We start from the raw sequence: 24,490 nt of genomic DNA on the forward strand, positions 1-24,490 counted from the left end.
ACAATCTCATCTAATTTATACGTAATATTGAGATCAATGTTTGCGTTACGTCAACTCGTTGCACTATTTACCAGTATTCCAACCCTTGTCACGAATTACCAGTAAAGAGTGAACATTTGTGTATTTAGTATTTTATTACTAAGTTTTATATTAGTTCTTAGAACAGATAACAATAATAATTCGACTTAGTTTTGTGAGGTTAGAGATTATGTACAAAACTCACAGTCAGCCAGTTATGACCTCGGCTCAGGAAGTTCTCAATCAAAAATGCGTTATGTTGGTTGATGATGATCCTATTTTTCGCCGGATAACCAGCGCGTACTTAGACAAGATTGGTTATAAAGTGGTTGAGGCTGAAAATGGGCTGGACGCTCTGCAAAAGCTTAGAGACTCAGCGCCAGATTTAATTGTGTGTGACTTATCAATGCCGATACTGGATGGCATTGAGCTTGTAGAAGAGCTCAGTTTAGAGTATCCGTCACTGCCTATGATCGTTGTGTCTGGCACTGATGATATGTCTGATGTGGCGAAAGCATTACGATTTGGTATCAAAGACTTTTTAGCGAAACCTCTAGAGGATCACGGTCACTTAGGAAGTGCGATTGCGAATACGTTGACAGATTCGTTCGATAACATTTCAGACCAACGAGATTTTTCAAGCCAATGGTTCTGCGTTGATGACGGTGGCGAGATCCCTGAAGACCAAGAGCTGCATTGGCATCTAAACTACCTGCAAGATAACCCGAGTGCTGCAAGAGATTTATTGCATGCGCTGCTTCCAGAGAAAGACACACGACAAGGCTCATGGCGTTGCAGCTACCGTTTACTGCAATCAACAGAAATGATGCCGCTTGTGTTTGATTATGCGTGGATGATGAACGGGCAGTTTGCTTTCTACCTTGTCGATTCGTCGTCTTCTGATAACGGCGGCTCAGCGGCCACATTGTTGGTGAGAGCGTTATTCCACGATTACATCAGAAATAGAAAAGATTTTAACGTTGATCTCAAAGATATTGCGGAAATTTTGGAGAAGGGGATTCGTTGCTCTAAATGTTCGACCCCTGTGAATGCTTTGTTTGGTGTTGCTGATCTTGCTGTGGGAACTATCTCTATTCTACCTGCGGGTTTAGATGGACAATGGTCGAATGGCGAATTGAATCAACATATTGCGGCGGGCGAGCGCTTGGGTGAGAACTGTAAGAAGAACTTCATTACACGGGATCTTCCGATTGAACAAGGCTGCCAGCTATCATTGAGCCTGCTTGGATCGGCCAGTTTTAGTTTAGACATACACCAAGGGTCCACTGATTAACCCTATATTTCCTCGGTTTTTGTGAATAATTGATTAAGGTATAGTTGCGCAAATGGTGTGGCCATGCCTTTTTTGTTAAATGTCGATTTAGCAAAGCGGGTTTGGTTCGCCAGATACTTACCTTTACTAACAAAAACAAGAAGCAATCATGGCAGATAACAAAGACTTTCAAGACCCGTTTAATGTATTCTATTTTTTAGGATTTTTAGCCGCATTTTTAGCGATTCCATTACTACCAGCAACTCTTACGTTGATCCGAGTATTCAATGGTTACGCAACATTCTAGTTAAGCTATCGTCGCCGATGGTGATAGCTAACTCAAGGAGGCCACAATTAGCGTTCGAGTTTTAAGCCTCAATATTGCTGGTGGCCTTTGTATCATTCTTGCAGTTCTAGGGATCGTTTTACCCGTTCTGCCAACCACGCCTTTTCTCCTTCTTGCCAGTGCATGTTTCATGCGAAGCAACCCCAAAGTTCACAAATGGATGCATGAGCATAAAACGCTCGGCCCGTTATTGAACAATTGGTATCAACACGGTGCTGTGACCAAACAAGTTAAAACGCGTGGCGTGTTCTTTATCTTGTTGAGTTTTGCGTTATCGATCTACTTTGCCCCGATCATTTGGGTCAAGGTTTTCCTAATTTGTGTACTTGTTATTCTTCTCACATGGTTTATGCGACTTCCAACCCATGAGTTGGTTGCTGACAGCAAAGAAAATCACTACCATTAAGCCAGTGTGCCTGCTTGTATAGCGGGCGTTTATTATTTCAGCAATCAGAGTTATGACTCTCGTTGCAATGAATACCAATCGTACCTTTCCTTAATTCCGAGCGTTGATGTTTGATTCGTTAACGAGAGTTTGGAAAGCGGCCTAATGAAGTGCATAAGATTATGAACACAGAAAAAATCTCTCTGATCAAAGCAAGCATCAAAAGCATTCCTGATTACCCTAAAGCGGGTATTTTGTTCCGTGACGTAACAAGCTTGATGGAAGATCCTGCCGCTTACAAAGCGACAATTGACCTGTTAGTGGACACATACAAGGGCATGGGCTTTACTAAGATCGTTGGTACTGAAGCTCGTGGTTTCCTATTTGGTGCGCCTCTTGCTCTTGAGCTAGGTGTCGGCTTTATCCCTGTTCGTAAACCGGGCAAGTTGCCTCGTCAAACTGTGGCACAATCTTATGAGCTTGAGTACGGCACTGATACGCTAGAAATCCATACCGACGCTATCGTCGAAGGCGATAAAGTGCTGATGGTTGATGACTTGCTAGCAACAGGCGGTACGATTGAAGCGACCACAAAGCTGATTCGTCAGCTTGGTGGTGTGGTAGAACACGCTGCATTTGTTATTAACCTTCCAGAAATCGGTGGTGACAAGCGCTTACAAGGCTTAGGTCTAGAAGTGTTTAGCATCTGCGAATTCGACGGTCACTAATCCTTTTCGGAATTATTCATGAGCTATCTTGCGTTAGCGCGAAAATGGCGACCAACCAAATTCAAAGAAGTGGTTGGTCAAGCCCATGTTTTAACAGCATTAGAGAATGCCCTTAGCCAAAATAGGTTGCATCACGCTTACCTATTCAGCGGTACACGAGGTGTCGGTAAAACGACCATCGGCCGTTTGTTTGCGAAGGGACTCAACTGTGAAACAGGCATTACTGCAACCCCTTGTGGTGAGTGTGCAACCTGTAAAGAGATCGATGAAGGTCGTTTTGTTGACCTGCTCGAGATCGATGCTGCCTCACGTACTAAGGTAGAAGATACCCGCGAGCTTCTGGACAATGTTCAGTACAAGCCTGCACGTGGTCGCTTCAAGGTTTACCTAATCGATGAAGTACACATGCTGTCTAGGCACAGCTTTAACGCGCTTCTAAAGACCTTAGAAGAGCCGCCTGAGTATGTGAAGTTCTTGCTCGCAACGACGGATCCGCAAAAGCTTCCTGTGACTATATTGTCGCGTTGTCTGCAATTCCACCTTAAGCCGATTAGCGTTGATAATATCCACGAGCAACTCGATCATATTCTTGAACAAGAAAATGTGACGTATGAATCTCGTGCGCTTGGAATGATTGCTCATGCCGCTGATGGCAGTATGCGTGACGCTCTTAGCCTAACAGACCAAGCTATCGCATTAGGTAATGGTAATGTAGTGACAGACACTGTTGCTCACATGCTTGGTACGCTAGATACAGACCAAGCGATTCATCTACTTGAAGCGATTAGCAGTAAACAACCACAATTAGCGATGGCTTGCATTCAAGCTCTTGCTGAAAATGGCGTTGAGTGGGATGGATTGCTGAGTCAACTTGCGACTCAATTACACCGTTTAGCGATGTATCAAGCTCTGCCGTCGACTTTAGACAAGGCTCAGCCTGATGCTGAAAGGCTAGAACTGCTGAGCAAAGCGTTAAGCCCTCAAGACATCCAACTCTACTACCAGATAGTGTTGAAAGGGCGTCAAGACTTGCCATTATCGCCAACCGCTCGTGTTGGTATCGAGATGGTGGTTCTGCGTATGTTGGCATTCAGACCTGCTGAGCAAACTGTTGCTACGGCTATCTCGACTGAGTCGACTAGCCCAGCGCCTTCAGCTCAGAATCCGGTTCAGAACCAGGTTCAGAATGTTGCTCAGCCAGTGAGACAAGCTGCGCCAATGGCCGCTCCGAGACAGTCAGTTCAGGCTCCTGCGGCTTCGCAGCCTCAAGTGCCTCAGCAAGCTCCTGGTCAGCAGCAGCCTGTGCAACAGCAACCGCCGCAGAATCAGAACCAATATTCAGATTCGCAAGGTTACGCTGATCATTCAGGCAACCAAGGTTATCCAGAACAGGATTACCCGCACAGTCAGTATGACGCGCCACCTGCTTATGATGAGCGTCCAAGCTACGGCACAGAGCAGCCGATGAGTCCCATGACTCAGCAAGCTAATTATCAGAATCAAGAGCAGCCAAATGTTGCTCCCGTTGCACCTTCTGTTACACCTGTTCCTTCTGCTTCGCAAGAGCAACCAGCGCGTGCAACTTCGCCTGTGAGTGGTTTACGTCACCAATTGCGTTCTCAACGTAGAGGTGGTGCAGCAACAGAAAACAAAGGTTCGGCGCCAAAAAAGGCTAAAGCGACACCAGCTAAAACATCAGTTCTTGACCGCGTTGCTCAGCAACACGGTGGTTCTGAGCGGGTGTCGCCAGCTTCTTTAACCGCCTCTTCGACAGAAAATGTGACCAACGATAATGAACCTTATCGCTGGAAACCGTCTAAACCTGTAGTGAAAGAGGTGAGCAAAGAGCTTACACCTACTCAGATCAAGCGTGCGTTAGAGCATATTAAGACACCAGAAATGGTCGATAAATTGCTTCAAGAGTCGATTGTTCAAGATGAATGGTCCGCCACGATTCAAAAGCTAGAGACAGCCAAGCTTGTTGAACAGTTAGCATTGAACTCAGTATTTACTAAGATTGACACATCAATCACCTTAACGTTAAGAGCGAGCCAGGCTCACTTGAATACGGACCGTGCACAGAGTGAGCTATTGCAGTCTCTCAATACTGTGCTTGGAGAAGAGTGTCATTTGAGTGTTGAAATTGGTGATGGTGGAGAAACACCGCTAGAACTGCGAGAAAGATTGTATCAAAGCAAGTTGAAAGACGCGTTTACCAGTTTGGAAAACGATGCCAACGTACAGTTTATCGAAAGACGTTTTGCTGCCGAGTTGGATAGAGACAGCGTTCGTCCAATATAGTGTTCCTCCAATATCGATATGCCTTTCATTTAGTGATGGACATATCATCCTTGGAAAGCAAATCAGAGAACTGAACTCGTGGGGTTGAATCACAGTGTTTTAACCCCCATTTAAGCCCTTAGTAGCTTAAATGATTTTAATAAACCAATTAGACCAGAGAGTAATAACATGTTTGGTAAAGGCGGTATGGGCAACATGATGAAGCAAGCCCAGCAAATGCAAGAACGCATGCAAAAGCTTCAAGAAGAAATCGCAAATATGGAAGTTACAGGTGAGTCAGGAGCTGGCCTTGTAAAAATTACGATTACTGGTAGTCACAGTGTTCGTCGCGTTGATATCGATGAAAGCCTAATGGAAGACGATAAAGAGATGCTTGAAGATCTTATCGCAGCCGCTTTCAACGATGCAGCTCGTCGTGTTGAAGAGACTCAAAAAGAGAAAATGGCTGGCGTAACTGGTGGGATGCAACTTCCACCAGGTATGAAAATGCCTTTCTAAGCGACTTATTTATAAGAGACTTGTCTCTTCCAACGGCTTGTTCTTGAATAAGCCGTTATTTAAAGTTAGAACGGTTAAATATGCGTACCAGTCATATGCTGGAGCATTTGATGGAGGCCTTACGTTGTCTACCTGGGGTTGGCCCCAAGTCGGCGCAGCGTATGGCCTTTCATTTGTTACAGCGCGATAGAAAAGGCGGCCTACAGTTGGCTGAAGCTCTTAGCCAAGCAATGACCGAAATTGGTCATTGTAATGAGTGCCGTACTTTTACTGAAGAAGATACTTGCCACATTTGTACCAATCCTAAACGTCAGGAAAATGGTCAAATTTGTGTAGTAGAGAGCCCTGCAGACATTGCAGCCATTGAAGCAACTGGCCAATATTCAGGTCGTTACTTTGTGCTTATGGGGCATCTTTCACCACTTGATGGTATCGGTCCAAGTGATATCGGTCTCGATGTCTTGGATTACCGTTTACGTCGTGGTGATATCACTGAAGTAATTCTAGCGACTAACCCGACAGTAGAAGGGGAAGCAACAGCGCATTACATTGCTGAGCTATGTAATGCCCATGAAGTGAACGCTAGCCGTATCGCCCATGGTGTTCCCGTCGGTGGTGAGCTAGAGCTGGTGGATGGCACCACGCTTTCGCACTCCTTACTCGGTCGTCATAAGATCTAAAAAAGCCGCTTGGTGAATCATCACTAAGCGGCTTTTTCTTTTTGTTATAAAGCTCTATTCTGAAACGCGTCTACTCTAAAACCTTTTCAAACAATTAATCAGAGCCACGCACGGCTTTGTAAATCGCAGCGCCAATCACGGCACCAATAATCGGTGCAATCCAGAATAGCCATAATTGTGAAACAGCCCAGTCCCCAACAAATACGGCTACACCAGTACTTCGAGCAGGGTTCACAGAGGTATTAGTGACGGGGATACTGATAAGGTGGATCAAGGTTAAACAAAGACCAATCGCGATAGGTGCAAATCCAGCCGGTGCTTTCGAATCGGTTGCCCCCATGATCACGAATAGGAACACCATAGTCATTACTACTTCACACACGAGTGCTGCGGTTAGCGAATAGCCACCCGGTGAGTGTTCACCGTAACCATTGGAAGCAAAGCCAGATGCCGCAGCGTCAAAGCCTGCTTGGCCTGAAGCAATCACAAATAGTACGCCGCCCGCGATAATACCGCCAATCACTTGGGCAATAATATAAGGCGCAACATCTTTGCCATCAAAGCGACCACCACTCCATAGACCGATGGTGACAGCAGGGTTAAGGTGGCAACCGGATATATGGCCAATAGCAAAAGCCATGGTGAGTACGGTTAAACCAAAGGCAAGGGAAACTCCGAGTAGACCAATTCCCACATCAGGGAAAGCCGCGGCTAAGACGGCACTACCACAACCACCTAACACCAACCAAAACGTACCGAACATTTCTGCGATATACTTATTCATAACTATCCTTATTAATCTTTACCAGTATCAATAAGATAGTTTAGATCTATCAAAGTTGTGAAATCTTGGGCATATATAAGAAGAAAAGTATTGTTAGGTTATTGCTTCGAGCTCAATAAGGTTATCAAGCGCTTCTTGGTCTGTTTTACCACAGATGATAGGGCAGGCTTTGAACTGGTGACATACCTTCGGGCGTGAAGGTTGACCAAATAATTTGCATAGATCTTGCTCATTTAATTGAATGCAGCGTACGCCAGCAGGCTTACCATTAGGCATTCCAGGAATAGCAGATGTAATACTTGGAGCGATACAACAAGCTCCACAACCTAGGCGACATTCCATCAAATTAAACTCACTAAATAACAGGGTGCGCGATAGTAGCAAAAAATGATGAGAGTGACAGCTGTTGATTGAATCAAAGAATGAACAATTATTATCCTTGAACTTTTTATGGGCTAGCGGTATAACACGCACCCCAGTAAAAGAGTAAGAAGTAATCCTATGACGAATCCATTTTGGCAAGAAAAGACACTAGAGCAAATGACCGAGAACGAGTGGGAATCACTGTGTGACGGTTGTGGTAAGTGTTGCCTGCATAAACTAATGGATGAAGATAGTGATGAAGTTTACTACACCAACGTGGCGTGCAGCTGGTTAAACGACAAAACATGTTCTTGTAAAGACTACCCGAACCGCTTCACTTCAGGTGAAGAGTGTTTGAAGCTGACTCGTGACAAGATTCATGAATTCCATTGGCTACCAGATACTTGTGCTTACCGTCTTCTATCTGAATCTAAGCCGATTCCTGAGTGGCACCCATTGATTACGGGTTCTAAGTCAGAGATGCATGCTGCAGGTGAAAGTGTTCGTAACAAAGTGGTATACGAAATCGATGTTGTCGATTGGGAAGACCACATCTTGAATCACCCAAATCGCTAAGTATTATAAAAACAGCCTCTCTTTAGCGGCTGTTTTACTATTTGGCGTCGCCTAAATTTAAAACTCAATTACTCACTTACTCACTTACTCACTTAGCTTAAAGGCTTAAAAGCTTAAAACAAAAAACGCCCCGAAGGGCGCTAAGTGAAACGAGCAAAAAAGATTCAGGCTAGTTTACTTGTTGTTTAATGTACTCACCCAGTTCTGAGTGGTGCATGATTTTCGAAACTGGCAGTATCTTTTCAGCAGGACCCCAAGCAAACACGTTCACTGGTGTGTGAGTGTGTGTACCTGTACCCCAAACGATGTTTTGGCCTGTTGCTTGTTCACGAGCAAGCAGGTTGCCACGGTCGTTATAAGGGAAGAATGCATCAAAATCGTTGATAGCAGGCACTTCTTCTGCCGACAAGTATTTGTGCTGAGCCAATCGGTATGGATTCGGCTTACTGGCTAACACGTTTTTTGCTTGTTCAGCAGTGATAGGGAACTCACTATTCTTATTGACGATCTCAGCCAGTTTTTCAGGTGTTTGCAGCGCTTTATCCAGCTTCTGAAATTCGCTGATCATACCGTAGTAGCTTTGCTTCTGATTGTATAAACCATCAAGAATATCGAATGCGCCAAAGTTAAAGTTGGGTGCATAGTCGCGATCAGCAAAGGCTTCACCAGAACGTTTCTGTGGTTTTGGTAGGTCATTAGAAGAGTAGCTGAAACCGAAAGAGCCTGTTTCGTGGTCTGCGGTCACAATCACGATCGTATCTTCACGATCTTTTGCCCATTCATACACCGTTTGGATCGCTTCATCAAACTTGAGCAGTTCATGCAGCATGGTACCTGCATCGTTACTGTGTCCCGCCCAGTCGATTTGGCCACCTTCGACCATTAGGAAAAAGCCATCTTCATCTTTGGATAGGATGTTGAGCGCTTTTTGTGTCATCTCTTTCAGGCTTGGCTGAGTTCGTTCGCCACTCTTTTTCTTGTTGCTGTAAGCGATGCCATCATCCATGCCAGAGTAGGCGAATAGGCCAAGTAGTTTATCGCCCTTAGCATCGTCTAGCATATTGCGATTAAACGCCAGCTGGTAGCCGTCTGTCTCTGCTTCAGTCAGCAGGTTACGGTCGTCTTTACGCTTCGATTTGAGGTAAACATCACCTTGAGTCAGTTTCTCAAGTTGCTTATAGGTTTCACCTTTGTCGTTGGTCGATTTAGGAATCCAATGACGCAGTCCTCCAGAGAGCATCACATCAGCGCCCGTTGCTAACATGTCAGATGCAATTTGATTCTCTAAAGAACGGTGAGGTTGGTGAGCGGCGAAAGAAGCAGGGGTCGCGTGAGTTAAGCGTGTGTCGGAAACTAAGCCGGTCGCTTTGCCTGCTTTTTTCGCTTTCTCAAGTACTGTCTCAACATGGTTACCCTGGGAATCGATACCGATCACTTCTGAACCGCTGTAGATACCCGTTGCAAGCATGGTCGCAGAGCAAGCTGAATCCACTACGATTGCGTCTTCCGGATGCGTTAGGGATGAACCAATAACCCCTTCTTGAGCAAGTTGATAAATGGCCGTTTTGTTCCCTTTATAGATGGAATTTGGCGCTTGGTTTGCGTAGGTTTCCAATAAGCCAACTTGCTGAGGTCCCATGCCGTCGCCGATCATCAGAATGACATTTTTGATTTCTGCTGAAAGTACGTTGAATGAGAGTGTAGAGGTTACCACTGCGGTAACAATTGGTTTCATAAAGTGCTTCATTAGTTATCCCTTTTTATATAAGCGGGATGATTAGAACACCGATTTGTGTCAAAGTCGTTTCATATTTGTTTCATCAATATGAAATTGAGCAATAACTCAAATTTTTAGAAAAACATAAAAAAAGGCTCACATTTCTGTGAGCCTTTGTCGTATTTAGGAGAGTCCAAATAAATGGACTGTGTCATGGCTAATGTCAAGCAAGTGGCAGTTCTGCAACCACCTGATTGAACGCGACTCGAGCTTTCTGAGCTTGCTCTGATAACTCAACTTTTTTCGCTTGAGCTGTACTTAGGTTGTTTTCAGCCTGCTCAAGTGCTTGTTGTAGGTTTTCAGGAAGCTCATGTGTTTCCATTTGTGCACCCTGTTCAAGAACATAAGCGCGGATTTCTTTCTTCACATCAGCAAGGGCTTTATAAGCTTCACGTTCAAGTTCTGCGGCTTCTTGTGCTGCGTCTTTCTCTTTCTCGAACTGTGCCAGTGCCATCCCTTCTGCCGACCATGGATCCATGTCTGGCAGCTCTTCGATGTTAATCGTCGGCTCGATGTAACTCTCTTGGTGACGTAAATCGAGGCTCGTTGCACGAACGGCTGAGATCATCAACATCACAGAGATAGCCAGTAGCGGTAAGCCACCGACAATTGCAGCGGTTTGAAGCGTGCTTAGACCGCCCAAGAACATCAGAATCGTTGGTAAGAACGACAGTGTGAATGCCCAGAACATACGGTTCCAACGCATTGGCTCTTCGGTCACGTTGTTCTGAACCACAGAAGCCAAAATGTAAGATATAGAGTCAAAGGTTGTCGCAGTAAAAATAATACACAACAGTGTAAATACGGCGATCACTAACGTGCTCATTGGCAGTTGTGCCAGCATCGAGAAGATAGCTTTGGTTGCGCCTTCTTCGTTTAAGATTGCAACGACATCTAGCTCACCAGATAACTGTAGGGATAAACCGTAGTTACCTAAGATCATGAAGAATAAGAAACAGCCTAATGAACCAAAGAAGATAGAGCCTGACACCATTTGTTTAATGGTTCTGCCGCGAGAGATACGCGCAACAAACAGGCCCATGCTTGGTGCAAAAACTAGCCACCATGCCCAGTAGAAAATGGTCCAATCTTGTGGGAAATGGGTATTTTCGAACGTACCGTAGCCGCCGAATGGTTCAGCCCACGTTGCCATCACAAAGAAGTTAGACAATAGGCGACCAATCGAGTCTAGACCCGTTTCAAGCATGAAAATCGTTGGGCCAGCGATTAGGACGAATATCAATAAGCCCATTGCGCCCCAGAAGTTGATGTTACTGAGGATCTTGATGCCTTTTTCCAAACCCGCATACGATGAGTATGCGAATATCGCAGTACAAACCAGAAGCACCATAACTTGAGTGACGTTATTTTTTGGTAGGCCGAATAAGTGGTTAAGGCCTTCAGTAATAAGAGGTGCTGCTAAACCTAACGTTGTTGCTGCGCCGCCTAATAGACCAAAGATGAATAGGATATCTACAACTTTACCTGCAACGCCGCGGCTATGGTGTTCACCCAATACTGGCATTAATGCGCTAGAAATTTTTAGTACAGGTTGTTTACGTACATAGAAAAAGTAGGCAATTGGAATAGCAGGGATTAGGTAGATAGACCAAGCAATTGGACCCCAGTGGAATAAACCATAGGTCGCAGCCCAACGAACGGCTTCTTCACTGCCGGGTTCTAGTTGAAAAGGCGGTGATTGGTAGTAGTAAGCCCACTCGATACAACCCCAATACAAGATACTTGCCCCGATACCACCACAGAAAAGCATTGCTGCCCATGAAGCGGTTTTAAATTCAGGTTCTTCATCGGCTTCACCCAGTTTAATTTGTCCCATATCACTGAACACAACGTAGACCATGAAGGCACAAGCTGCGAGTCCAAGCGCTAGGTACAAGAAACCAAGTTGGTCTGTCATAAAGGTTTTAGCGACCGCGATCCAGTCTGCTCCTTGCGTCGGGAACATAATCAGCGGGAAGATGATCGTGAGTAGGAGTGCTATCGCACCAAAAAAGGTTGGCTTATCAATAAGCGCAAAAGAGTTTTTCACGAGTATTATTCCATTAAAATGAGAGCGGAATTATGTCGTGAACTCGTTTTTTAGGACAAATCAGGTGTGTTGTCGTGACGACAAATCGATTTTTTGCAATGAAAGAGGCTCAGAGCAATAGGGACAATGTAAGCAGTGCTGTGCAAACAATGCACGTGGTGCAGTGAAAGGAATGCCGTAAAGGAAAGTAAGGTTATATAAGAGCGAGAAGAATGCCACCAACCGTTGCCGCTGCGGATAAGTATTGCCCTGCTGAATAAGAACCATCGTCCTCTTCTTCAATCTTATCTGGGTGATCCATACCTAATGCGCCGTGAGCAAATGACTCAACCTTATCAGTAACGGTCGCGTTTTCAGCTTCGACTTTCTTGGCTTCTTTATCGATTTCTTTAAGGGCAGATAATAGGGCTTTGCCCTCATCGGAAAGCTTAACGGTATTTTGCTCAACCTTAAGAGGTGCAGGCTTGTCAGCTTCAATGCTTTTAGCTTGTGCGTTCATTTGCGAAGGTGAATACAGCTGAGTGTTACTCGTTCCTACTGGCGTCATATCGCTCTCCTTACCTATCCTTAAATATAGTATCGGCAGAGGTGTGAAAAACTTGTGCATTTAATCACCGTGGTGATGTTTTTTATTCGCACAATATATCTTCGTCTGCTTAATCAAAACTGCTTGGTAATTAAGCAATTCCTATGCCGATATCAATATTTATCTTAGGGCGCGATTGAATAAGCTTTTAGTTTGCCAGACTTATAGCATGCCAGACCTAAACTTGAATAAGATTAAGTCTGGATAGCGATTTTAGTCGCACTTGAGATCGGCTCCGCGCTTAGATAGGTGCTTATATGCCTTCATTCGGTTCTCTTTCTTAACAAAGCGAGCCGGTGGCGAGAGAACTTCAAGCTGATAGTCACTGCTATCCGATGAGATCTCTTCAACTGGGCTGATGATGGCAATTTTCAAATCAGGGTTACGACGTAGAATCGATGCTGCCGTGCCTAAACCACCTTCGGTGTGGAACTTACCGGCCACATGAATCACTTGTTGGTCTGGGTTTGATGCGAGGTAATCAACAATCGACTCTGCCATGGTTTCGTCCCATGTGACTTGAGCCGCAAACTGTTTTTCTGTTTGCTCTGGTGTTCCGTGATGCATCGAAGCCATGAACTTTTCTTTATAAGGGCTATCGCCAGTATCCACTTCTGAAGCAATCCATTGACGTTGTTCCGTCGTTAGCTGATCTAGATAGGATAATCCTTTACGGCCGATACACTGTACAAAGGGTTTTGGTGCGTTTGCCGCAATGATATCGACGTTGTTGGTTTTAGCGAACTCCACTAACGCGCGGTAATCACTTTCGTAATTTGGCCAAGCAGCCGCTTGAGACATAAGAACTTGTTCGCCAATCTCATCATTTAGATATTGGTTTAATGTGTTTTGATGCTCTCGAGTGAATTGTTCCATTGAAAGCGCAATGTTTGATGTGGCATTGCGGCGCGCTTTTAAGAAGTCTGTTTGAAAGCGATGGATTGCCGAGTGAGTGTGCCATTCGCCAATAAGAACCACATCAGCGTTAATCAGCTGTTTAGGTAATGCATTGAGAGAAAGCGCTTCACCTTGTGGAGACGCGAATTGGTAGTCGTAGAATGTGGAAACGGCTTGCGTTTGCGTGTTAGCCACTTTTTGAGAAGTGCTGTTTGAAGGTTGATTAGCACAAGCTGTAAGCAGGGTAGCTAATCCGATAAGAATAATACGTTGCATGAAATGCCTCCTTGAAGAACACGCATACTAAAGGAGGCAAGATGAGATTTCAATGCAAACGATAATCAATATCAATTAAGTTGTTTGCGGTACACTCGTAGCATAAAGTCAGCTTCACAGTTGAATTGCTCTGAATCGGTGAGTTGTTGTTTAAATTCTTCACTCGCTTTCCAAGCAAACGGCGTCATCTGTAGCAGGTCGAATGCGTCTGACCCCGATAGTTCCATCATATAGTTTAGTTGCTCTTGGTGCTCAAGAGTAAAACCTTCGATCATCTCTGGATCTTCATCGTGCAAACGAACGCCATCATAAATCGCATCACGCAGCTGATAAAGGTGTCGGCTAGCAGGTGTCACGGTGATCACCACACCATTGTCTTTGATGGTGCGTTGCAGCTCTTCTGCCTTGCAAGGCGCGTAAATGCGTAGAATGCCATCTAAGCTATTTTCAGCAAAGGGTAGGCGATGACTCGAAGCAACAGAGAAGTCGACCGCTGGGTAGCGTTTAGCGGCATATTTGATAGCAATCTTAGAGATATCTAGGCCAAAAGTAGCGCCATTCTTTTCTTGAAGGTTTACCGCAATTTCATTGGTGTAATAACCTTCACCGCAACCTATATCCAATAGGCTAGGGGCTGTTTCTGGCAGATAGCTAGCGCATAAACCAACAACGGCTTGGCGCATCGGATCGTAGTGGTTGCCTTCAAGGAAGCGGCGACGAGCCTGCATCATCTCTTTGTTGTCACCTGGATCTTTTGAGCGTTTGTGGTGTGCTGGCATCAAATTGACATAGCCTTCTTTCGCTAGGTCGAACTGATGGTTCTTTTCACACTTAAACGTACGATCGTTTTGAGATAAAGGTTGGTGACACAAAGGGCATTGGTAAGTCATTGCGAACTCGAGGTAGAAATTTCAAGTCCAAAATTTTAACAGGAAGCATAGTGGGGCGCTAGAATAAACGCAGCTGTCTTGGCTAACGGCAATCCGTGAATAGGTAGAGCCAGTTAGTGAAGAGATAGAGCCAACGTATGGTTGGCTCTATTGGTTATGAGCAAGTCACTGATAGAAACAGTGAACTCGGCTTCTAGCTAAAGAAGTTAACTTGGTTCTTTAACGACTCAGCTTGTTTTTGAAGTTCATCAGCACTGTGAGAGGTCTTAGCGCTCGTTTCACGGCTCTGCTGGTTGAGGTCGCTGATCGCATGTGCGTTTGCGGCGATTTCTTGAGAAACCTGAGCTTGCTCTTCTGATGTCGCAGCGATGGTTTCAGCTTGAGAAGCAATAGATTCAACTTGAGAGGCAATCGACTCTAGAGCCGTACCGGCTTCTTGCGCTTTATCGAGTACTTGGTTGGCATTCGATTGACTTTGTGTCATCAGGTTCACGGCATTGTTAGTTGAAGATTTCAACTTCTCGATGATGCTCACTACGTCTTGCACTGACGTTTGTGTACGATGAGCCAATGTTCTTACTTCGTCAGCGACAACGGCAAAACCACGCCCCTGATCACCCGCACGTGCTGCTTCTATCGCAGCGTTCAACGCAAGTAAGTTGGTTTGTTCTGCGATGTCATCAATCATCTTAGTGACGGTTTGAATGCTTTCGCTATCAGAACTCACTTGCTCGATGGCCGATGCTGACTTGTCTAATTGATCATTCAGCTGGGCAACATCAATACACACACCTTCAACGACTTCTAAACCTTTCTGGCTGTCTTCATTTGCAAGGCGAACATTTTCAGCAATGCTGTTCACTTGCTGCGCTACAGATTCTGCAGAGGTGGCCATCTCTTCAATGGCCGTAACGACTTGCTCAACCTGTGCTTGCTGGCGATCAGATTGACTCAAGTTGTGGCTGGCATCTTGTGACACACTGCTTGAGCTGTTCTGTACTTGGTCACTGGTCGTACGTATCTCGCCCACGAGTGTATTCAATTGAGCTGCCATGTTCGCAACACCGGTATTTAGGTTGCTGATCTCGTTTTTCGTCTGCTTGCCATTGTTTGGAATATGCAGGCTCACTTCGCCTTTTCCTAAACGCAGCATGTACTCGTTTAACGTCGTTAGTGGCGTCAGTGTACGGTTTAACACGAAGGTTAACGCGACGATGGTAGCGGCAGCAATCAAGGTAGCAATTATAGCGATGAGCTTGAGTAATTCATCACTGCCCTTGGTCACTTCCTTGATAAAAGTACCGCCAAGCAGTTTCCAATCCCACCCGGGAACTTCAGTGTAGACAAGGTACTTCTCACCAACGGTTTCGTTAACCTTGTATGGATATAGAATTAGACCTGATGGCTGTTCAAAGATCTGATAGAAAGGTTTGTTGCCGTCATAGTCAGCAACATCAACAATCGATTTACCACCGCCCACGTTAGTTGGGTGCAGTAAGTACTGGCCTTGATGCTCTTTCTCATTATCAACAATGATGGTGTATCCCGTATCCCCCCAAGAAACAGAGCGTAGAGATTCAAACAGGCTTTGAGTCGCCTCTTCTACTGGCAAACCAATGAAAGAGACACCGTTTACTTTGCCTTGAGCATTGGTCAAAGGCGCATAGTAGGTGATGTAGCGTTGACCGAAGAGCTTAACTTGAGAGTAATAAGGCTGGCCATTTTTGAGCTTGCTATAGCCTGGATGATTTTTCCCTAGCGTGGTCGCAACGACTCGTTCGCCTGAAGGTTTTTTAAGAGACGTAGAGACACGAATAAAGTCGTCGCCAAATGGGGCAAATAGGGTCGCTACGGCGCCGGTGTCGCGAGTAAAGCTATCGACGAGTTTGGTGTCATTGATTAGGCTCTCACCGTATTGAGTCATGTTAGGAATAGAATGACCGTTGAACTCAACGTCATAACTTTCAACATAAACACCTGCTAGGTAGCCGTTACGAAAAGTGGATTCTAAAACTTTAGCGGTATGCAGGTAAGCATCAAACTGACCAGAGATGGTTTTGGCCATCGCTTCTACTTTGGATTGGTGTTCTTTTAACGTGTTGTCTAATAATACCTGTGAGGCATTGCGGTACACGAGTGTTGCAATGGAACCAAAGGCGATAAGCAAGCACAGCAAAATGACCAACTTAAGTTGGAAGCCAACACTTTGATTTTTGTATTTCTCGAACATGAATTCACTATCCTGTCTTCATTGAGGTGTTGTTAAGTGGTTTTAAGGAAGTTTGTTATTGAGCTTTCTATCATAGGTACTTATTTATCGGCAGTAATTGATAATAATTAATGAATTGATAGTTATATTTATAAACTAGAGTGATGAGAACCACGTGGCGTGGGTTTAAACGAAGAGGCGATGGACTACTGGCTTGTGTTAAGACGTTGATTACTGGACGGTACGTGTGAGGTTAGGGGCAATAAAAAATGCAGCTTTATGAGCTGCATTTTTATGTCTAATTGAACTCGCTAGAGGCCTAGTTTGAGGAAATTACCGTAATCAGCTGGTGGTTTTCGCCAGGCTGTAGCGTTTTGCCTGCTTCTAGGCTTGGTGCGTGTAGTGTTGATTCTACACACATCATGGTTAGGTAACCGTCGTCTTGCATGTCGCCCATAGCTGTTGCGCCTTCCGCCCACGGGTTCCACAATACTGCAGAGTTATGACCGTGGTTTTCAACTGTTAGCGTGCGATCCAGCTTTTTGTCAGCAACAAAGATTTGCGCTTCTGGTTGCGTGTAAACTCGGTCAATTGTGTCGGTCAGTACCAGTTCAGAACCACCTTGGCAGATCTTGCCACCTTGCAGGCTATCAATGTACTCAGCACCCATACCGGTTGTGGTTGTGTTGTGAATATCACCAACGTTTAGGTAAGTGTGCAGCGCTCCAGAGAAAGTCCATGGTTGTGAATCTGTGTTTTTCACATCCAAAGTTACTTTTAGTTGGTCACCAATCTCAACATTTAAACGTGCATCGAACTGATGCGGCCATACTGCCAGAGTTTCTTTATTCGGCTTTAGGCCTAGGCTTACAATCACACCCGCTTCGCTTTCACGGTGCTCAACTAATTGCCATTCGCTTGAACGTGCAAAGCCATGTGCCGGTGCTGCAATGCGGCCAAACCAAGGCCAACATACTGGAATACCACCACGTAAGGCTGTTTTTCCATCGAATTTAGCTTGTTGGCTCATCCAAATAAGGTCTTGTTGACCTTGTGGTTGGAATGACACCACATGGCCTCCAAACAATGAAATGGCTGCGTTTGCTTTATCGTGGATAACGCGAACCAATTTTACACCTTCGTGTTCAACGATAGTCACGTTGTCAGAAAGTACTGTCAGTGTAGGCAGAGTAGATAAATCCATTACATGATCCTTCTAAGGAAATTGAATTCAAATGCTGGCTAGAACAGTGCTTGTGATTTTATGAGCGACAAGCAGAGCCAGTATTGGAATTAAATTTTGCGTTTTGACTTAAGGTTTAGGTTTAGGTTTAGCTTCAGTTTTAGTGTGTGACTAGCCAAGGCATTTTGGCGATCGGGGGCGAAGCCGTTTAAAAGATAGCAGGTATTAAAAAGGCGACACTAAGGTCGCCTTTTTTCAAAGTCTGCTCAAAACAGTCTTCGCTAATGCTTATCTAAAGCTATTTCTAAAAAGAAATTACTTAGAGATGTGAGCGATTAGGTCAAGAACTTTGTTTGAGTAACCGATTTCGTTGTCGTACCAAGATACAACTTTAACGAATTTGTCAGTTAGAGCAACACCAGCTTTAGCATCGAATACTGAAGTTTGAACTTCACCGATGAAATCTTGTGATACTACTTGGTCTTCAGTGTAACCAAGAACGCCAGCCATTTCGCCTTCAGAAGCTTCTTTCATTGCAGCACAAATTTCTTCGTAAGATGCAGATGCTTTTAGGTTAACAGTTAGGTCAACTACAGATACGTTAGCAGTTGGTACACGGAAAGCCATACCAGTTAGAAGGCCGTTTAGTTCTGGAAGAACAACGCCTACAGCTTTAGCAGCACCAGTTGAAGATGGGATGATGTTTTGAGAAGCACCACGGCCACCGCGCCAGTCTTTAGCAGAAGGGCCATCTACAGTTTTTTGAGTTGCTGTAGTAGCGTGAACTGTAGTCATAAGACCAGACTCAATGCCCCACTTATCGTTAAGTACTTTAGCGATAGGTGCAAGACAGTTAGTAGTACAAGAAGCGTTAGAAACGATGTCTTGACCAGCGTAAGATGCTTGGTTAACGCCCATTACGAACATTGGAGTTGCATCTTTAGAAGGACCAGTAAGAACTACTTTCTTAGCGCCAGCAGTGATGTGCTTACGTGCAGTCTCGTCAGTTAGGAAAAGACCAGTTGCTTCAGCAACTACGTCTACTTCGATAGCATCCCACTTAAGATCTTCTGGGTTACGCTCAGCTGTAACACGTACAGTTTTACCGTTAACGATTAGGTTACCGCCTTCAACTTCAACAGTACCGTTGAAACGGCCGTGAGTTGAGTCGTACTTAAGCATGTATGCCATGTACTCTACGTCGATTAGATCGTTAATACCTACTACTTCGATGTCTGCACGCTCTTGAGCTGCGCGGAATACGAAACGGCCGATACGGCCAAAACCGTTAATACCTACTTTGATAGTCATTGTAGTTGCTCCACAACTTAATTTCTGATTAAAGATAACTGGTAGTAAAATTACAGAATCCAGTATACATCTGCAATAGATAATCCGACTTAACTTGTTTAATGTCAAAAAAAAGCGACGCTTTTCTTAACAATTGGGCGTAAGTGGTTGAAAATTGACCATTGCAAGTGGCTCTGTACCCTTCCAGTTGGGTAAAATACCCCTAAATGATGATTCACTTATGAGTGTATATGTACAATGTTTCCTGGTGAGAAAGTATGTGCTACAAAACGACTGATATGCAAGCCTTTATAGAAAAAAGTAAATATAATAACAGAGAATGTGGAGAGATATTAACGTGGTTCAAAAGGGAGGAAATATGATAAAGCCTGATGAATACTGGCGTGAGCGCCTAACGGACGACGAATTTGCTGTGTGCCGTGAACGTGGTACTGAAGCCCCATATAGCGGTAAGTTACTGCACAACCATAACACTGGTGTCTATAGCTGCACATGCTGTGAAAGCCCTTTGTTTCTGTCGGATAACAAATATGACTCTGGGTGCGGTTGGCCAAGCTTTGATGCCCCAGTGAATGATGAAGCAGTACGCTATATAGAAGATCTAAGTCACGGAATGAAGCGTGTGGAGATCCGTTGTACTGCTTGTGATAGCCATTTAGGTCACGTTTTTCCTGATGGCCCACAGACAACAGGTGAGCGATTCTGTGTTAATTCTGTGTCGTTAATTTTCAACAAAAATGACAAAAGTACGAAATAACTTGTCACAATTGTTTAATCCTTACAGGTCGTACTTGTCGATTAAGGACTATTGAACAACCCAAGATTTCAGAATTAACTCTAGTACAAATAAAAACAGCTACCATGAAGTAGCTGTTTTTTTTGTGCATGAAGAAATCAAAACTAATAGTTAGGCACTATAGACGCGGTGTAAACGCCGTCTTCAATGGCTTCGACAATCTTTTCAGCATCATCATTGAATTGCTTGTATTGAGGTTTGTCGAAACGATACAGCACAGTGAGCTCTGCTTCAGAAGCAATGGGCACATCAAAGTCTTTGGCAACCATTGCCCACACATACGCTTTTTCCATATGACCAAGGCTGTGGTTGATACTGGCCATCGACTTGAAGATTTCAGTGTTGACGACCGAACCATTTGAAAGCGTTAACGCATTATTGAGTAGCTTAAGCGTTTTTGCATGATCGCGGGTGGTATAGAAGGTGGCTAAGGCATATTGCATTTCTGCCGTATTTAACGCTTCTTTCCCTTCTAGTTGTAGGAAATTGCGTCTGGCGTTGGTGTCCCCGGTTTGTGACCACAAGAAGTAAAGCGTTTCCGGTGTATTGGATTGTGATAGTTCATCTACAATACGCTCAGACTCTTCGATGCTGTGCATTAAAGAAGTAAAGCGACGCTCTTGCAGCTTAGATTGATCAATCGTCTCGATCTGCGCCGCAAGCTCTAGGCACTTTTTGTACGCAGTGACTAACTTGAACTCTTTAATCTTATTGGCTTCGGAGGGTTGCTTCTGAACTTCAAATCGATGCCAGATGAGGTCGGTACGTGCGACGCGACATTGCCCATCGTTCATGTTCAATTCCTCACACTGCAGCCCCGGATTACTTTGACAGAGTTGATCGGTATTTTTATTTCCTTCAAGACACCCAACCAGAGTGAAAGGTAATAGGCTAATCGCCAACCGTTTCATCATTTTCATATTCCTTCACTTGTGATCGAATGCACTTATTATCGGTCAGGTTCTTGACTCAATTCTGTTACGGGTTATTTTCTGGTGAAAATTGTTAAAACTAAGGCTTTATCATGGATGCAGAACAACTTCTTAGCGCAATGACACCCGAGGTCTACGAACGTTTAACTTACGCAGTTGAGACGGGTAAATGGCCAGAAGGTACGGTGCTCTCTAAAGAACAGCGCGACTCGTGTATGCAAGCAGTTATGTTATATCAATCTAAACATAACTCCGAAGCTCAACATATGACAATTGCAGCTGGTGGTGATATTAGCTTTAAATCTAAGTCTGAGCTTAAGAAGCAATTTAAGTCAGACCAAGAAGATATTGTTAGGGTTAACCCGAATCATTAGGCTTAAATTACAACAAAGGGGTGGCACTGTGCCACCCCTTTAGCTGTTAAGCCGTTTATTTATAAGCAATAAAACGATTTAGTTCACGTTAAACGCCTGCGATACCCATGAAACGACTGGGTTAATGCGAAGGTTTTGGTTAAACGTATAGCTAACCCCATAGCTAAACCTCTGAACCTATAGCTCTAAACCTCTAAACCTATAGCTGAACAAGCTTATAAACTCATCTCACCGCGCAACACTTGTTGCATTTGATCCTTCACTTGTTCGTAGCTTAAGTTTTGGCTCAACAGGTAATGTAACTTCGCCAGTGCCGCTTCTGGTGTCATATCGTAACCACTGATAACTCCAGATTCTGCTAGTGCACAACCCGTCGCGTAGCCACCCATATTGACTTTACCGGCCAAACACTGAGTTAGGTTCACTACAATCACACCTCGTTCTGATGCATCTTTTAAGTGCTGAAGTAGCTCTTGATTTTGTGGTGCGTTACCAACACCAAAAGTAAGCAAAATCATTGCGTTAACAGGCTGTAGTAGTGTGTTGCGAATCACCTCATGTGAGATGCCTGGGTACATAGTGATTACGCCGATGGGTTGCGGAGTAATGTTATGAACCTTGAAAGCACCTTCAGGTTGCTCGTTTACCTTAACGTTATTGCTGATCTGGATATTGATACCTGCTTCTAGCAATGGGGTTAGGTTTGGAGAGGTAAACGCATTGAAGCCATCTGCGTGTGATTTTGTGCTGCGGTTACCGCGCATCAACTTGTTGTTGAAGAACAGTGTCACTTCGTTGATCGGGTAGTTCGCTGCAATGTGCAGAGCATTCAGCAGGTTTGCTTGTCCGTCTGAACGTAACTCTGCCAATGGGATCTGAGAGCCCGTAACAATCACAGGTTTGCCGAGGTTTTCCAGCATGAAAGACAGAGCAGAGGCGGTGTAAGCCATTGTGTCTGTACCGTGTAGGATAACGAAACCATCGTACTTATCGTAGTTCGCGCGAATATCATCAGCGATAGTCTGCCAATCAAGTGGCGTCATATCTGAAGAGTCCATCAATGGAGAGTATTCATGAATGGTGTACTCAGGCATTTCTGGGCGATGGAATTCAGGCATGCCAGCTAGCTGCTTATCCATAAAACCTGCGACAGGGACATAGCCGTGGTCCAAAGACTTCTGCATGCCAATTGTGCCGCCGGTATACGCGATATAGATGTGTTTTCTTTCCATGGCGATTAATACTTAGTGTGATATAGGGAACAGGGGGGCGATTATAGCGAATTATCATGCAATAAAAAGAGGCGCCTCACACAGAGGCGCCTCTTGATAACAAAGCGTTGAGCTTATCTTATTGAACTTGGCAGTTTAAGCAAAAAGCGTATCGGCCTTGTGGGTCGTTAAAGTTGCCTAACAGCTGGCTATCTTGAGCTAACTGCTGAGTAACAGGTTGTAAACTGCTTGGAATCATTGATTGGATATCAAAGCCTATCGACATCTGAACTTGATTCATAAACTCTTGAATAAATTGTTCAGTCGTTGAAAGTGGTTCTTCTACCCAGTAGATGTTGTAGGTTTCAAGCTCTGCAAGTGAAGCCGCTGCCGCAATCGCATCATCAAAATCACCAATTTCATCGACTAGACCTTTCTGGATTGCATCTTGGCCAGTCCATACTCGGCCTTGCGCGATCTTGTCGACAGCATCGACTTCCATGCCGCGATTCTCTCCAACTAGGCTAATGAATCGGCGGTAACCGTTTTCAATGCCCATTTGGAACGCATCTTTCGCGCCGTCGCTAAGCCCAGTCGTAATACCAAGACCAGAGAAAGGTGATGTGCCAACGCCATCAGTGTAAACACCAATATCGTTCAACCCTTTTTCGAAAGTTGTGATAACACTAAAGATACCAATCGAACCAGTTAAGGTCGTTGGTTGAGCCAAGATCTTGTCCGCACCCATCGAGATCCAGTAACCACCCGAAGCGGCAAGACTAGACATCGACACAACAACCGGCTTGCCCGCTTGCTTGATCGCTTCAATTTCATTGCGAATCACTTCTGAAGCAAAGGCACTGCCGCCCGGGCTGTCTACACGAAGTACAACGGCTTTTACTTTGTCGTCGTTGCGCGCTTGGCGAAGTAGTGCTGCTGTGGTGTCACCACCAACGGTGCCACGTGGCTGCTTACCATCCATAATTGCGCCGCTAGCAACAATCACAGCAACATCGTGCGATTCACTGGTTAGGTCTGGAAGCATGGTTGTACGGTACTCGTAGTACCCAAACGCGTTATAGCTGTCTTGACCATCACTGCCGAAGACGTCAGCAAGCTCTAGTCGTACTTGCTGGCGAGTCGCCAGTTCGTCAACTAAACCAAGCTTCTCTGCCAGTTTTGCGATATCGCCATCAACCGACTCAAGGTCTTTTAAGAAAGAGTCCATGCTTGGGTTCAAGGTCTTAGCGTCGATCTGACGGTTGTTGCTTACGTCATCAACGTATGCGCCCCATAATTGGCCTAACCAACGAGAAGCAGATTCTTTCGCTGCATCTGACATGTCGTCACGAATGAAAGGCTCGATAGCTGACTTATAGGTACCCACACGGAACACGTGCGTATTGACGTCTAGCTTCTCTAATAACGTTTTGTAGTAAAGCGAATAAGCGCTGTAACCTTTGAGAAGAACCCCACCATCTGGTGATAGGAAGACTTTAGTTGCGTAGCTGGCTAGGTAGTATTGGCTTTGGTTGTAAAAGTCACCCACCGCATAAATTGGTTTGCCTGTTGCTTTGAACTCGTTGAGTGCTTTAGCAATGTAGCGAAGCTTGGTCAGATTGGTTTCTGGCAGTTCTTTGAGTGCTAAAACGATACCAGTAACGTTGTCATCGTCTTTGGCGTAGCGAATCGTTTCAACAATATCAAACAGGACGTTCTCTTTTGGAAGGTCTTTGCCAAGCAGTGAACCCGTGACTGAATCCATCGGATTGATATAGCGACTTTGCTCCACGATAGGACCAGACAGGTTAAGTACTAAAGCCGATTCCTGTGGAACAGTGGGCTGAGCTGTGTCTGAGTGGAAGTATACAAAGTAGATGATGGCGATACTGAGTAAAAAGAAGAGGTTAACGAGCGCAAGACGCACAAACGTTATGAGCTTCCAAATCCCTTTAAAGATCATACCTATAAATTTGAATATCTTTTTCATTATGTCTCCGCAGTGAGATCACGTGGCTTTAACAAGCAACAGTACTATTAATCTCA

At 44.7% G+C, this 24,490-nt stretch carries 23 protein-coding genes; 10 read left to right on the forward strand and 13 right to left on the reverse strand.

The features are described 5' to 3' along the window. The first annotated feature begins 208 nt into the window (after positions 1 to 208). The 7 genes from NX845_RS08615 to recR all read left to right on the forward strand — a co-directional run bounded on the left by NX845_RS08615 (position 209) and on the right by recR (position 6,229). Positions 209 to 1,312, forward strand: a complete 1,104-nt coding sequence (locus NX845_RS08615; RefSeq protein ID WP_004734168.1) for a response regulator — start codon at positions 209 to 211, stop codon at positions 1,310 to 1,312. Between the two features lie 148 nt (positions 1,313 to 1,460). Then, positions 1,461 to 1,598 (forward strand): hypothetical protein, encoded by a 138-nt coding sequence (locus NX845_RS08620; protein WP_004734169.1) that lies wholly within the window; start codon positions 1,461 to 1,463, stop codon positions 1,596 to 1,598. 73 nt (positions 1,599 to 1,671) lie between these two features. Next, a complete protein-coding gene (locus NX845_RS08625; protein WP_029222189.1) occupies positions 1,672 to 2,043 on the forward strand; it encodes a YbaN family protein in 372 nt (123 codons plus the stop codon). Positions 2,044 to 2,204: 161 nt separating this feature from the next. Continuing rightward, complete coding sequence (gene apt / locus NX845_RS08630) at positions 2,205 to 2,750, forward strand: adenine phosphoribosyltransferase (protein WP_004734171.1); 546 nt, start codon at positions 2,205 to 2,207, stop codon at positions 2,748 to 2,750. 18 nt (positions 2,751 to 2,768) lie between these two features. Continuing rightward, positions 2,769 to 5,051, forward strand: coding sequence for a DNA polymerase III subunit gamma/tau (dnaX, locus tag NX845_RS08635; RefSeq protein ID WP_260256763.1), 2,283 nt, complete (start codon positions 2,769 to 2,771; stop codon positions 5,049 to 5,051). Positions 5,052 to 5,219: 168 nt separating this feature from the next. Beyond that, positions 5,220 to 5,549, forward strand: coding sequence for a YbaB/EbfC family nucleoid-associated protein (locus NX845_RS08640; protein WP_004734156.1), 330 nt, complete (start codon positions 5,220 to 5,222; stop codon positions 5,547 to 5,549). Positions 5,550 to 5,629: 80 nt separating this feature from the next. Then, positions 5,630 to 6,229 carry a recombination mediator RecR gene (gene recR / locus NX845_RS08645; protein WP_017079504.1) on the forward strand — a complete coding sequence of 200 codons (600 nt, stop codon included), beginning with the start codon at positions 5,630 to 5,632 and terminating at the stop codon, positions 6,227 to 6,229. A 94-nt stretch (positions 6,230 to 6,323) separates the two neighbouring features. On the opposite strand, the gene aqpZ is transcribed toward recR, so the two are convergent. Both aqpZ and NX845_RS08655 read right to left on the reverse strand, forming a co-directional pair. Continuing rightward, positions 6,324 to 7,013: an aquaporin Z gene (aqpZ, locus tag NX845_RS08650; protein WP_017084067.1), complete on the reverse strand. Its 690-nt coding sequence runs from the start codon at positions 7,011 to 7,013 to the stop codon at positions 6,324 to 6,326. 93 nt (positions 7,014 to 7,106) lie between these two features. Then, on the reverse strand, positions 7,107 to 7,355 hold the full coding sequence (locus tag NX845_RS08655) for a YkgJ family cysteine cluster protein (RefSeq protein WP_004734153.1): 249 nt from the start codon (positions 7,353 to 7,355) through the stop codon (positions 7,107 to 7,109). A gap of 159 nt (positions 7,356 to 7,514) precedes the next feature. Here NX845_RS08655 and NX845_RS08660 point away from each other — a divergent pair, with 159 nt between their 5' ends. Then, positions 7,515 to 7,952, forward strand: a complete 438-nt coding sequence (locus NX845_RS08660; protein WP_017067609.1) for a YcgN family cysteine cluster protein — start codon at positions 7,515 to 7,517, stop codon at positions 7,950 to 7,952. Between the two features lie 169 nt (positions 7,953 to 8,121). Here NX845_RS08660 and NX845_RS08665 read toward each other — a convergent pair whose 3' ends face one another. The 8 genes from NX845_RS08665 to gap form a co-directional block, all read right to left on the reverse strand. Then, positions 8,122 to 9,699 (reverse strand): alkaline phosphatase, encoded by a 1,578-nt coding sequence (locus tag NX845_RS08665; RefSeq protein WP_102458365.1) that lies wholly within the window; start codon positions 9,697 to 9,699, stop codon positions 8,122 to 8,124. 193 nt (positions 9,700 to 9,892) lie between these two features. Then, a complete protein-coding gene (locus NX845_RS08670) occupies positions 9,893 to 11,779 on the reverse strand; it encodes a BCCT family transporter (RefSeq protein WP_017079506.1) in 1,887 nt (628 codons plus the stop codon). Positions 11,780 to 11,972: 193 nt separating this feature from the next. After that, a complete protein-coding gene (locus tag NX845_RS08675) occupies positions 11,973 to 12,326 on the reverse strand; it encodes a hypothetical protein (RefSeq protein WP_004734101.1) in 354 nt (117 codons plus the stop codon). Positions 12,327 to 12,578: 252 nt separating this feature from the next. Next, positions 12,579 to 13,538, reverse strand: a complete 960-nt coding sequence (locus NX845_RS08680; protein ID WP_260256764.1) for a ChaN family lipoprotein — start codon at positions 13,536 to 13,538, stop codon at positions 12,579 to 12,581. Positions 13,539 to 13,609: 71 nt separating this feature from the next. Beyond that, positions 13,610 to 14,428, reverse strand: coding sequence for a 23S rRNA (guanine(745)-N(1))-methyltransferase (rlmA, locus tag NX845_RS08685; protein WP_102501246.1), 819 nt, complete (start codon positions 14,426 to 14,428; stop codon positions 13,610 to 13,612). A gap of 193 nt (positions 14,429 to 14,621) precedes the next feature. Next, positions 14,622 to 16,658, reverse strand: coding sequence for a methyl-accepting chemotaxis protein (locus tag NX845_RS08690; RefSeq protein ID WP_260256765.1), 2,037 nt, complete (start codon positions 16,656 to 16,658; stop codon positions 14,622 to 14,624). A 298-nt stretch (positions 16,659 to 16,956) separates the two neighbouring features. After that, complete coding sequence (locus NX845_RS08695) at positions 16,957 to 17,841, reverse strand: D-hexose-6-phosphate mutarotase (protein WP_108175992.1); 885 nt, start codon at positions 17,839 to 17,841, stop codon at positions 16,957 to 16,959. A 294-nt stretch (positions 17,842 to 18,135) separates the two neighbouring features. Continuing rightward, positions 18,136 to 19,131, reverse strand: coding sequence for a type I glyceraldehyde-3-phosphate dehydrogenase (gap, locus tag NX845_RS08700; RefSeq protein ID WP_026012234.1), 996 nt, complete (start codon positions 19,129 to 19,131; stop codon positions 18,136 to 18,138). Between the two features lie 319 nt (positions 19,132 to 19,450). Here gap and msrB point away from each other — a divergent pair, with 319 nt between their 5' ends. After that, entirely contained in the window at positions 19,451 to 19,888 is a 438-nt protein-coding gene (gene msrB, locus NX845_RS08705; RefSeq protein ID WP_017079511.1) for a peptide-methionine (R)-S-oxide reductase MsrB, read from the forward strand. 143 nt (positions 19,889 to 20,031) lie between these two features. Here msrB and NX845_RS08710 read toward each other — a convergent pair whose 3' ends face one another. Then, the gene (locus NX845_RS08710; protein WP_260256766.1) at positions 20,032 to 20,838 is read right to left on the reverse strand and encodes a DUF2989 domain-containing protein; all 807 of its coding nucleotides are present in this window, start codon (positions 20,836 to 20,838) and stop codon (positions 20,032 to 20,034) included. Positions 20,839 to 20,951: 113 nt separating this feature from the next. Here NX845_RS08710 and NX845_RS08715 point away from each other — a divergent pair, with 113 nt between their 5' ends. Then, entirely contained in the window at positions 20,952 to 21,233 is a 282-nt protein-coding gene (locus tag NX845_RS08715; protein WP_017089848.1) for a YeaC family protein, read from the forward strand. Positions 21,234 to 21,448: 215 nt separating this feature from the next. Here NX845_RS08715 and ansA read toward each other — a convergent pair whose 3' ends face one another. Together ansA and sppA are read right to left on the reverse strand one after the other, a co-directional pair. Further along, a complete protein-coding gene (gene ansA / locus NX845_RS08720) occupies positions 21,449 to 22,465 on the reverse strand; it encodes an asparaginase (protein ID WP_017084059.1) in 1,017 nt (338 codons plus the stop codon). Between the two features lie 118 nt (positions 22,466 to 22,583). Then, positions 22,584 to 24,434, reverse strand: a complete 1,851-nt coding sequence (gene sppA, locus NX845_RS08725; protein ID WP_017079514.1) for a signal peptide peptidase SppA — start codon at positions 24,432 to 24,434, stop codon at positions 22,584 to 22,586. Between the last annotated feature and the right edge of the window lie 56 nt (positions 24,435 to 24,490).

The sequence above is a fragment of the Vibrio sp. NC2 genome (assembly GCF_025195005.1).
Taxonomy (GTDB): domain Bacteria; phylum Pseudomonadota; class Gammaproteobacteria; order Enterobacterales; family Vibrionaceae; genus Vibrio; species Vibrio splendidus.